Annotated in this window: 13 protein-coding genes; 11 read left to right on the top strand and 2 right to left on the bottom strand. The window is 65.5% G+C overall.

All coding sequences use genetic code 11. The annotated features are described in order from the left end of the window. A partial coding sequence (locus tag WBH99_RS09370) for an HD domain-containing protein (RefSeq protein ID WP_424219816.1) occupies positions 1–621 on the top strand: 621 nt, incomplete at its 5' end. A 238-nt stretch (positions 622–859) separates the two neighbouring features. Beyond that, positions 860–1,681, top strand: coding sequence for an alpha/beta hydrolase (locus WBH99_RS09365; protein ID WP_424219815.1), 822 nt, complete (start codon positions 860–862; stop codon positions 1,679–1,681). 10 nt (positions 1,682–1,691) lie between these two features. On the opposite strand, the gene WBH99_RS09360 is transcribed toward WBH99_RS09365, so the two are convergent. Continuing rightward, on the bottom strand, positions 1,692–1,883 hold the full coding sequence (locus WBH99_RS09360) for a YjfB family protein (RefSeq protein ID WP_424219814.1): 192 nt from the start codon (positions 1,881–1,883) through the stop codon (positions 1,692–1,694). Between the two features lie 95 nt (positions 1,884–1,978). On the opposite strand from WBH99_RS09360, the gene WBH99_RS09355 reads away from it, so the two are divergent. The 4 genes from WBH99_RS09355 to WBH99_RS09340 all read left to right on the top strand — a co-directional run bounded on the left by WBH99_RS09355 (position 1,979) and on the right by WBH99_RS09340 (position 5,759). Next, positions 1,979–2,965 (top strand): hypothetical protein, encoded by a 987-nt coding sequence (locus WBH99_RS09355; protein ID WP_424219813.1) that lies wholly within the window; start codon positions 1,979–1,981, stop codon positions 2,963–2,965. Between the two features lie 274 nt (positions 2,966–3,239). Continuing rightward, the gene (locus tag WBH99_RS09350) at positions 3,240–4,208 is read left to right on the top strand and encodes an AAA family ATPase (protein WP_424219812.1); all 969 of its coding nucleotides are present in this window, start codon (positions 3,240–3,242) and stop codon (positions 4,206–4,208) included. 50 nt (positions 4,209–4,258) lie between these two features. Next, entirely contained in the window at positions 4,259–5,095 is an 837-nt protein-coding gene (queF, locus tag WBH99_RS09345; protein WP_424219811.1) for an NADPH-dependent 7-cyano-7-deazaguanine reductase QueF, read from the top strand. Further along, the gene (locus tag WBH99_RS09340; protein ID WP_424219810.1) at positions 5,064–5,759 is read left to right on the top strand and encodes a hypothetical protein; all 696 of its coding nucleotides are present in this window, start codon (positions 5,064–5,066) and stop codon (positions 5,757–5,759) included. Before queF ends, WBH99_RS09340 begins: the two co-directional genes overlap by 32 nt. A gap of 52 nt (positions 5,760–5,811) precedes the next feature. Here WBH99_RS09340 and WBH99_RS09335 read toward each other — a convergent pair whose 3' ends face one another. Further along, positions 5,812–6,969 carry a class I SAM-dependent methyltransferase gene (locus WBH99_RS09335; RefSeq protein ID WP_424219809.1) on the bottom strand — a complete coding sequence of 386 codons (1,158 nt, stop codon included), beginning with the start codon at positions 6,967–6,969 and terminating at the stop codon, positions 5,812–5,814. A gap of 90 nt (positions 6,970–7,059) precedes the next feature. On the opposite strand from WBH99_RS09335, the gene WBH99_RS09330 reads away from it, so the two are divergent. The 5 genes from WBH99_RS09330 to WBH99_RS09310 all read left to right on the top strand — a co-directional run. Beyond that, entirely contained in the window at positions 7,060–7,818 is a 759-nt protein-coding gene (locus tag WBH99_RS09330; protein ID WP_424219808.1) for a pteridine reductase, read from the top strand. Between the two features lie 12 nt (positions 7,819–7,830). Next, entirely contained in the window at positions 7,831–8,715 is an 885-nt protein-coding gene (gene ttcA, locus WBH99_RS09325; protein WP_424219807.1) for a tRNA 2-thiocytidine(32) synthetase TtcA, read from the top strand. Positions 8,716–8,785: 70 nt separating this feature from the next. Beyond that, entirely contained in the window at positions 8,786–9,712 is a 927-nt protein-coding gene (locus WBH99_RS09320; protein ID WP_424219806.1) for an FHA domain-containing protein, read from the top strand. 120 nt (positions 9,713–9,832) lie between these two features. Further along, positions 9,833–10,138 (top strand): (2Fe-2S) ferredoxin domain-containing protein, encoded by a 306-nt coding sequence (locus WBH99_RS09315; protein ID WP_424219805.1) that lies wholly within the window; start codon positions 9,833–9,835, stop codon positions 10,136–10,138. Beyond that, positions 10,135–10,687: alpha/beta hydrolase (locus tag WBH99_RS09310; protein WP_424219804.1), on the top strand; the 553-nt coding region annotated here is incomplete at its 3' end. The genes WBH99_RS09315 and WBH99_RS09310, both read left to right, overlap by 4 nt.

Here is a 10,687-nt window from a genome sequence, read left to right as displayed (position 1 = left end):
GCGCTATCCCTGCCGGCCCGCTTCGCGGCCCTCACCCACGACCTGGGCAAGGGCCGCACCCCGCCCGCCGAATGGCCCCGGCACATCGGCCACGAGGCGCGCGGCGAGCCTTTGCTGCAGGCGCTGTGCGAACGACTGCGGGTGCCGGTGGAATGCCGGGAACTGGCCCGGCTGGTGGTGCTGCAGCACGGCAATGTACACCGGGCCGGTTTTGGCGAGCATTGCCTGCGTCCGGACACCATGGTGAAACTCATGGAGCGCTGCGATGTGCAGCGCCGCCCGGAACGGTTTGAGGATTTCCTGCTGGCCTGTGAGGCGGATCACCGGGGGCGGCAGGGCCGCGCCGACGACCCTTACCCCCAGGGGCGGTTGTGGCGGGCGGCAGCGGCGGCCTTCCGCGCCGTGGACGGCGGCGCCATCGCCAGGGAATGCACCGACAAGGTGCGCATTCCAGAACGCCTGCACCAGGCCCGGGTAGCGGCCGTGAGCCAGGCCCTGGCCGACTTGAGGGCCGATTTCAAGGCCGAGTTCAAGGCCGACTTCAGGGCCGACTTGAGGACCGACTTCAGGACCGACTTCAGGACCGACTTCAGGGCCGACTTCAGGACCCATGGACGATGAATATCAGCCGCCGGGCAAAGCGCAAGGGGAAGCAAAAAAATGGTTTTCAGCCTTGTCGCGCACGGCTGCATCACCGGGCCGCTGGCGTTGAGCCCGGACGGCCATCGGGGCCCGCCGTCCAGGAAGGACGGAGGCGATGGCCAGGGTGAGCAGCCACTTCAGCACGGAGCTGTTTGCTGTAACAAAATCTCTGCACGCTTCACTACGCCCGTTTCACTACGAGAAAAGATACCTGATCATGGACAAGCGCTTTCCGATTCAAAGCCATACCGTTGCTGGCTGCGAGGTACTGGCCTGCCTGCCCGGCCGCGACGGCCACGAGACTCCCCTCCTCTTCGTGCATGGCTCCTTTGTCGGGGCCTGGATGTGGACTTCCACCTTCATGCCCTGGTTTGCGGCGGCGGGCTATCCCTGCTATGCCGTGTCCCTGCGCGGTCATGGCGCAAGTATCGAACGGGAGCGCATCGACTGGCTCAGCATCGCCGATTATGTCGAGGATGTGGCGGCCGTGGCCACCTGGCTGGAAACGCCCCCCGCCTTGATCGGGCATTCCATGGGCGGTTTCGTGGTGCAGAAATATCTGGAGCGCTGCCCGGCACCGGCGGCGGTGCTGCTCTGTGCCGTGCCGCCCCAGGGCCTGGCGGCCACCCAGTTCCACATGCTGCTGCAAAAACCCGGGCTGATGCTGGAACTGAACAAGGTCATGAACGGCGGCATGGCGAGCCTGGAGGCGGTCCGGGAGGCCCTGTTTGCCCAACCCGTGAGCGATGCCCTCCTGGAAGAATTCCGCGCCCACATGCAGGTAGAGTCACAACGGGCCATCTGGGACATGACCGTGTTCAATCTGCCCCTGCTGCCCTTCAAGGAGCGGCCCCCACTCTTCATTGCCGGGGCCGAGCATGATGTGATGGTGCCGCCCTTTCTGGTGCAGGCCACGGCCCACAGCTATGGCACCCCGGCCCACATCTTCGAGGGCATGGGCCACGCCCTGACCCATGAGCAGAACTGGACCCACGTCGCGGAAACCCTCAAACAGTGGCTGGACAGCCAGCTGCCTTGAGGGGCGCGGGTCAGACCGTCATGTCGATATTCTGGCCCAGGTGGGGCGGGTTGCTGGCGACCGGGGGAACCGAGGCGATCAACTGCGCGGCCATCTGAGCCTGGATGTCCATGGCCTTTTTCAGGACCTGGATATTGACCGCATCACCGGTTTGCCCTGCGCTGGTCTGCATGGCAAGACTGTTGACAGTATTGATGTCCATGGCACTCTTCCTTAAGTAATAGGGTATGAGTACAGTATAGTCTTTCCCGAACCAGCGCATTTCAGCTTGCTGTTTGCAAAGAGACACCCCTCGCCATGTCCGATCCAGACACCCCCCGTTCCGCCCAGGCTCAGATTGCCGAAGCGATCCGTGCCAAGCGCGAGCGCCGTTCCAGCCAGAGCATCCAGGCCGAACTAGAGGCGATGGAGACCGCTTTATTGGCCGACATCAACAGCTTTGATCTGGATGCGGTCGCCCGCCGGGTCCGCGCCGAGGAGGAACAGTTCCGGGCCACCGGCCTGATCGCCGGGACCGGGCTGGAATTCCCCGACATCCTGGCCGGCGGCGCCACACGAGTCGAAGCGCCCGATTCTGCGCCAGCCCGGCAGGCCGAAGCGGTCAGCGCCCCAGTCTTGCAGCTCGATCCCGGGGGTGGGCTGCTAGAGCAGTTGCGCAACCAGGCGGAAATCTGCCTGAACCACCAGAATGCCGAGCAGCAGCACCAGTCCCTGCTGGAATCGCGCCTGGATCATGCCTTGCGCCAGGTCTTTGCCTACCTGCACGAACTGGTGCAGCAGTTGAACGTGATCAAACCCCCGATTGCCCGCAACTATCTGGTGGCAGGTTCCCAGGAACTGCAGGGGCTGGTCTGGCAGCAGGGTTTTGCCGATTATCGCTCTCGTCCCCAGAGCGCCGGGGCCGCCATGGAATCCGTCAGTTTCAGCTACCGCCTGGCCGGTCAGAAGGGGCTGGTCATGGAACGGGATGGCACGGTGGCGGAAAAATTCGGCCAGGCCCTGTTCGACCTCAATCTCGATGTGAAGGTGGAGGAGTTCCGCAACGAACGCCGCTACCTGGAACGAGCCCGCTTTACCGTCTTACCCGAGATCAAGGTGAATGTGCGTTGGGAAGCGGACCTGAACAGCGGCACCCTGAGGGTGCTGGCGCGCAATCTGGAACGGCTGGGGTCGATGCGTTACAGCATCGCCCCGGAGGCGGTGAACCGGGCCTTGCTCGATGAATTCGGGCGCATGGTGCTGGGCCAGCCCCACCAGTTTCCCCGCCTGCTCAGTCGCTGTTGAGCCGCCCATCCGCCCGATGGATCTGGCGGCGGGTCTGGGCCGGATCACGCCGGCGGCTCCGGCCCCAGGCCAGGCCAGGCCCATCCTGCCAAGGCCCCGGGCCAGAAGCAGCGGTCCGGCGGGAAAGCCGGGGCGTTTGGGCAGGATCAGGGGCGGAGGGTGGAACCCTTCCACGGCCTGAATTCAGGCACGACTGATGCTTGGTTTCAAGCGCAGCACCGGAAGTCATCATTCTGTAGCTTGTTTTGCAGTCTTTCGCACAGAGGAGAACATCATGGCAACGACAAACATGCGCATTCCCGTGGCCGATTTCCGCACCATCTACGATGTGGAGGCCGTTGAAAAAGCCATGGACGAGGCCGCCTCCCACCGCAACGAATCCCTCAACTCCCTGTACGAAAAGATGAAGAAGCTAGGCGGGGTCCGCTACGCCATCAAGCCTTCGGCCACCGACAGCCTGGACCCCCTCTACGAGCAGTGCCCCAACTTCTCCGAGGTGGTGGACGACCTGAAGAAGTACCTGGCCCTGGCCGTCTCCGGCAACGAGCCCATGCACTTCACGCCGATCCTGCTGCTGGGGGAACCGGGAGTCGGCAAGACCCACTTTGCCAAGGCGCTGGCCAGGCATCTGGCCACCGGCTACGAATTCGTTTCCATGAGCTCCCTCACCGCCGGCTGGGTGCTTTCCGGCGCTTCCTCCCAGTGGAACAATGCCAAGCCCGGCAAGGTGGCCCAGACCCTGATCGAGGGCGAGTACGCCAACCCGGTGGTAGTGCTGGACGAGGTGGACAAGGCCGGCGGCGACCACCGCTATGATCCCCTGGGTTCCCTGTACAGCCTGCTGGAGCGGGAAACCGCCTGCCATTTCAAGGACGAGTTCGTGGAAGTGGATCTGGATGCCAGCCACATCCTCTGGATTTCCACCGCCAACGAGGCGCACCAGCTGCCCGAGCCCATCCTCTCGCGGATGCTGGTCTATGAAATCCCCCGCCCGGACCAGGAAGCGGCACGCAGCATCGCCCGCCAGCTGTACCGGGAGATCATCGCCGCCCACGCCTGGGGTTTTCCTGAAGATGTCAGTGACGACGTGCTCGACGCCATGGCCGCCCTGCCGCCCCGGGAAATGCGCAAGAACCTGATGGCCGCCTTCGGCAACGCCAAGCTGGAAGGGCGCGACACCCTGCAGCCTCGTGACCTGGAGAGCAGCAAGCCCGGCCGCACCCCCCGGCGCATGGGTTTCTGACCCCCGCGCCCCGGCCGGGGCGGGCGGGCTTTCCGGTAGAATTCACCGCCATGAGCCAACCCGACCCCAGCCCCCACTCCCCCCTCGGCAAACCCACCGAGTACCGCGCCGATTACGCGCCGGAACTGCTGTACCCGATCCCGCGCCAGTTGAAGCGGGACGAACTGGGCATCCGCCCCGATGCCCTGCCCTTTGTGGGGGAGGACATCTGGAACGCCTACGAGCTTTCCTGGCTCAATCCCAAGGGGAAACCGGTGGTGGCCCTGGGCACCTTCCGGGTGCCGGCCGACAGCCCGAACCTGATCGAGTCGAAGTCCCTGAAGCTCTACCTCAATTCCTTCAACCAGACGGCCTTTGCCGACCAGGACGCGGTCGAGGCCATCCTGGCGCGCGATCTCAGCGCCGTGGCCGGGGCGCCGGTGCGGGTCAGCCTCAAACAGCCGAGCGCCTACTCCCCGGCGCAGCCCGGCTACCCGGCCGGAATCTGCCTGGACGAACTCGACATCAGCTGCGACACCTACCAGCCGGCACCGGAACTGCTGCGCACCTCCGATGGCCCGGTGGTGGAGGAAACCCTGTACTCCCACCTGCTCAAATCGAACTGCCTCGTGACCGGCCAGCCCGACTGGGCCATGGTGGTGATCCGCTACCGCGGCCGGCCGCTCGACCGGGCCGGGCTGCTGCGCTATCTGGTTTCCTTCCGGGGCCACCACGAATTCCACGAGCAGTGTGTCGAGCGCATCTACTGCGACCTGAGCCGCCGCTGCGCCCCCGAGGCCCTGCGGGTCCATGCCCGCTACACCCGCCGCGGCGGGCTGGACATCAATCCCTGCCGCAGCAGCGGCGCGTTTCCCCTTGCCGACAACATCCGCGCCGTACGCCAGTAAGCGCCCCGGCCTGCTGGCCGGCCTGTGGCTCGCCCTGGCGGCGAATGCTGCCTGGGCCGACCTGTGCGCCGGCCTGCCTGCCCCCTCGTTCACGGTGCAGAAGCTGGAGGCCCGGCTGACCACCCGCCAGGAATTCAGCGTGGCGGGCCTGACCCGGCTGGCGGCGACCATAGCCCGGCCGCAACAGCAGGTGCTGGGGCTGACCCGGGGCCAGGCGGTGGTGCGCTACAAGCTGGAGATTCAGCGTCAGCTCGACCCCTCCGGCCAGTGGGAATGCGCCAGCCCGAAGCTCGCCCTGGCCTACGGCTTCGACCCCATCACCGTGTTCATCGGCCGGGAGTTTCCCCCGGACAGTTGCGCCTACCAGGAAATTCATGCCCACGAACAACGCCACCTGGAAACCTACAAGGCCCAGGTGGGCAAGGTGGAGGCGGAAATCACCCAGGCCCTGGAGCGCCGCTTTGCCGACTCCGCCCCTTGGCGTGGCCCGGCTGGCCAGGCCCAGGAACGCTTGCAATGGGAACTGGGCGAGCGCTGGATTCCCTATGTAAAGCAGCTGCTGGAACAAAGCGAGGCCGACCAGGCCCGGATCGACACCCCCGGGGAATACGCCCGCATCGCTGCCAGCTGCAATGGGGAGATCCGCCAGCGGCTGGAGCAATGATCACGGCTTGCCCCCGCTGCCTTCCTGGAGAAGCACGGGCTTGCCGGATGACTTACAGGCGGTGGCTCTTGTCGCCCCGTGCGAAGCCCAGCAGCGGTTCGGCGAGGCCCTTGCCGATGGCGATGACCTTGAAGAGCTCCCCCATTTCCTGAGGTTGCACCAGCTTTTGTACGGCCCCGGCGGCCTTCAGGTAGGGCAGGCTGCCGGGGCCCAGGGTTTCCAGGTCCTGCAGCAGGCCGCAGTTGAAGAGGAACTGGGCCTGGCTGGTGTAGCCCAGGAGTTCCAGCCCCCGGGGGTGGGCTGCGGCAATGATGCCGGTGAAGTCCACGTGGGCGGTAATATCCTGCAGGCCGGGCAGGTAGAAGGGTTCCGGGTGGGCCTGGTGGCGGTAATGACACATCAGGGTGCCGCCGTGGCGTTGCGGGTGATAGAACTCCCGCCGGGGAAAACCGTAGTCCAGCAGCACCAGACAGCCCTGCTCCAGCCGCTCCCCCCAGGTGGCCACCCAGGCCGGCGCCGCCAGGGCCACTTCGCTGGAAAAGCCGGGAGGCAGCAGGCATTCCCCGGCGATGGCGGTGGCCGCTTCCAGCAGGCGCCCGCCGGCGGGCTTGTCCTGCCAGCGGAACTGCGCATCGGCATCGAGGGCCACGCCCTTTTCCAGCACGGCCCCGTCTTCCCAGGTGACGCAGTGCACCGGCATCGCATCCAGCAATTCGTTGCCCAGCACCAGACCGGAAAAACTTTCCGGCAGGGCATCCAGCCATTCCACCCGCTCCAGCAGCCGCGGCACTTCCCGGGCCAGCCATTGCCGCTGGCGCTGGCGCAGGTCGGTGGAAATGTCGAGGATGAAATAGCGTTCCGGCAGGCTGCCCATGGCCTCCAGGGCCAGGAGCAGGTCGGCGGCCAGGCGGCCGGAACCGGCGCCGGCTTCGAGGATGAAGGGGCGGGAGGCGGCCATCACCTGGGCGGCCTGACGGGCCAGGGCCCGTCCGAACAAAGGGGTCAGCTCCGGCGCCGTGACGAAGTCTCCGGCCGCCCCAAACTTGCGCGCCCCGGCCGTGTAGTAGCCCAGGCCCGGGGCATACAGGGCCATGCTCATGAACCGGGCAAAGGAAATCCAGCCCCCGGCGGCGCGGATTTCCTGGCGGATCAGGTCGGCCAGTCGCTGGCTGTGGGCCAGGGCCTCGGGGGCGGGGGCAGGCAGGGACATGGCGGCTTCCCGAAAAAAGGCGCCATTGTATGCCTGGGCCAGGCCTGACGGCAGGCGGCCGGGCGCGGGAATGACGTAAAATCCCGCCTCATGCATGCCAACTCCCTTCCCCTGCGGGGCAAGACCATCCTGATTACCGGCGCTTCCCGGCGCATCGGCGCGAGTATGGCCCGGCTGCTGCATGCCGCGGGCGCCAATCTGGCCCTGCATTACCGGCGGGATGAAGCCGGGGCCAAGGCCCTGGCCGGGAGCCTGAATGCCGGCCGGCCGGGCTCGGTGCGCCTGTATCGGGTCGATTTGCGCGACATTCCCGGCCTGGAAGCCATGGTGGAGCAAGGGGTGGCGGATTTTGGCAGGCTGGATGCCCTGATCAACAACGCCTCCAGCTTTTTCCCCACCCCGGTGGGACAGATCGATGAAGCCGCCTGGGACGATCTGGTAGGCAGCAACTTCAAGGCGCCCCTGTTCCTCTCCCAGGCCGCGGCTCCCCATCTGCAGGCCAGCCGGGGAGCCATCGTCAATATCACCGATGTGCACGGGGAGCGGCCCCTCAAGGCTTACCCCTTGTATTCGGCCGCCAAGGGCGCCCTGCTCACCCTGACACGGGCGCTGGCCCTGGAACTGGGGCCGGAAGTGCGGGTGAATGCCGTGTCGCCCGGCCCCATCCTCTGGCCCGACGACGGCCAGCTGCCCCCGCCGGAACGGGCCGCCATCATCGACCACACCCTGCTGAAGCGGGAAGGCTCCCCCGAGGACATCGCCCGGGCGGTGCGCTTCCTGCTTCTCGATGCACCCTATATGACGGGCCAGGTCCTGAATGTGGACGGCGGCCGGACCGCTTATCTCTGACGCAGGAATTCCATGAGCAATACCCTGAACAAACTCAAGAAACGTCTGGAATCCCAGGTCGGCAAGGCCATCGCGGACTACAACATGATCGAGGACGGCGACACCCTCCTGGTCTGTGTCTCGGGCGGCAAGGATTCCTACACCCTGCTGTCGATCCTGATGGCCATGGAGGCACGGGCGCCGGTGGATTTCAAGCTGATCGCCATGAATCTGGACCAGAAGCAGCCGGGTTTCCCCGCCGACGTGCTGCCGGCCTACTTCGAGAAGATCGGCGTCGATTTCCGCATCATCGAAGCCGACACCTACTCGGTGGTGAAGGAGAAGATTCCCGAGGGCAAGACCACCTGTTCGCTCTGCTCCCGCCTGCGCCGCGGCATCATCTACCGCACCGCCAAGGCGCTGGGCGCCAACAAGATCGCCCTGGGCCACCACCGGGACGACATGGTGCACACCCTGTTCCTCAACCTCATCTTCGGCGGCAAGCTGAAAGCCATGCCCCCCAAGCTGGTGACCGACGACGGTGCCCACATCGTGATCCGCCCCCTGGCCTACTGTGCCGAGAACGACATCGCCCGCTACGCCCGGGGCATGGGGTTTCCCATCATTCCCTGCAACCTGTGCGGCTCCCAGGAAAACCTGCAGCGTCAGAAGATCCGTGAAATGATGCAGGACTGGGACCGGCGTTTCCCGGGCCGCACCGAGTCCGTATTCACGGCCCTGCAGAACGTGGTTCCCTCTCACCTGGCCGACAATGGCCTCTTTGATTTCAAGGGCCTGACCCTGGGCAGCGTGGTGCCCGAAGGGGATACGGTATTTGATGCCCCCGTACTACCGCCCGTCACCCCGTTCCCTCTGCCCGTCAGTTCAGAGGACTGGAACTTGAGTTCAATATATTGAAGACAAGGGGTTTTTGTTATGATTCGGGAACTTTTTCCATACAACACCGGTTAAACCGGAGGGCAGCACAGTGATCACCATAGTTCGTGGCGAAATCATCGGTGGAGTACGCCTGGGCAGCCGGCTCGGCGAAACGGAAGCCGCTCACGCTGTCGAGCGTTGCCTGAAGCGGGTGGAGCGGGTGGTGGACGGGTTCCGGGGGCGTCTGGTGCGCTCCGGTTCCGGGCAGATCACGGCAGCGTTCCCGACACCCGAAGAAGCCAGCCTGGCCGCAATCGAAATGCAGCGCCGGGTGGCGGACCTGCCCCCGGTCTCCGGGGTCAAACTCAACATCCGTCTGGGGGTCCATGAGGCCGAAGGAGAGGAGCGGGCCAGCCTCATTGCCACCCAACTGCTGGAACTCGCCCTGCCCGACCAGATTCTTTGCAGCCGGGAAGTGCTCGTGGATGTGGCCCACAGCATCGGGGTCCGGGTGCGTGACCTGCATCAGCTCGAACTGAGCGGCGGCGAGGCCTTTCAGGTCATGGAACTGATCTGGCACGAGCTCGACGATGACGACCTGCCGTCCACCCTCACTTCCACCTCGCTGCTGGCGCTGGAGGATCTGGAGCGAAGTGCCGGGGCCATGAACAATGATCAGCCCCCGCCTGATTTTCATCCGCTCCCGGATGGTCAGCCCAAGCTCTGCGTGCGCTACCGGGGCAAGTCCCATCTGCTCGACGAGAAGACCCCCTTCCTGACCCTGGGCCGGGAACACGGCAACGACGTGGTGATCGAAGACGGCAAGGCATCCCGCCAGCATGCCCGCATCGAGCGCCGCGATGGCCGTTACTTTTTTGTTGATCTCAGCACCAACGGCACCTTCATCACCTTTGCCGGCGAGCCCGAAATTTTCCTGCGGCGGGAAAGCCTGCCCCTGCGTGGCGCCGGGCTGCTTTGCTTCGGGGCTTCCGGTCACGATTCCAAGACTGAAAAGGCCGAATTCGAGCAGTTGTAAGCTCGAGGAGGCCAGCCCGGGCTGGCCGTACCTTTTTTCCACCTGTTTTCCTGTCTCAAGGTTCAAACAACGCGGCCAGTGGCGGCATAATCACGGTCTTGCCATTTCTCCGAGCCTGTCATGAGCCACTTCAAGCATCACGTCTTCTTCTGCTGCAACCAGCGCCCCGAGGCGGAGCCCTGCTGTCACGCGCGGGGCGGCACCGAACTATTCCAATATGCCAAAAACCGGGCCCGGGAACTCGGGCTGGATGCCGCCGGAGTGCGGATCAACAAGGCCGGCTGCCTGGGCCGCTGTGACGAAGGGCCGGTGCTGGTGGTCTATCCCGAGGCCAGCTGGTACACCTGCATCGACGCGAGCGATGTGGAAGAGATCCTCCAGTCCCATCTTCTGGGCGGCAAGGTCGTGGAGCGTTTGCGGATATGAGAGTCGTCGAGGAAAAAATCTTCGTGGCCGGCCCGGCGGGCCGGATCGAAGTGATCATGGAAAATCCGGGCGCGCCGCGCGGCATCGCCCTGATCGCCCACCCCCACCCCATCGGCGGCGGCGCCAACACCAACAAGGTCGCCTACACCCTCGCCAGGACCTTCGTGCATCTGGGCTATGCCGCCTTTCGCCCCAACTTCCGGGGCGTGGGCGGCAGCGAAGGCGTGCACGACGAAGGCATCGGCGAGACCGAGGACCTGCTTGCCGTGCTGCACGATGCCAAGTGCCGCGCGGGCGACCTGCCCGTCGCCCTGGCCGGCTTTTCCTTCGGCGCCTATTGCCAGACCCGGGTGGCAAAGCGCCTGGCCGGATCCGGCCATCCGGCCCAGCGCCTGGTGCTGGTGGGCACCGCCGCCGGCTTCGTGGAGGGCACCCGCCGTTACGACACCGAAGCCGTGCCGGCCGACACCCTCGTCATCCACGGCTCCGCCGACGCGACCGTGCCCCTGGAAAACGTATTCGCCTGGGCCGAACCCCAGGACCTGCCCG

Origin of the sequence: Azovibrio sp., from assembly GCF_049658005.1 — a bacterium.
In the GTDB taxonomy this organism is placed as follows: domain Bacteria; phylum Pseudomonadota; class Gammaproteobacteria; order Burkholderiales; family Rhodocyclaceae; genus Azovibrio.
The sequence above is the reverse complement of the archived record's forward strand: the minus strand, read 5'-3'. Positions and strand labels throughout refer to the sequence as shown.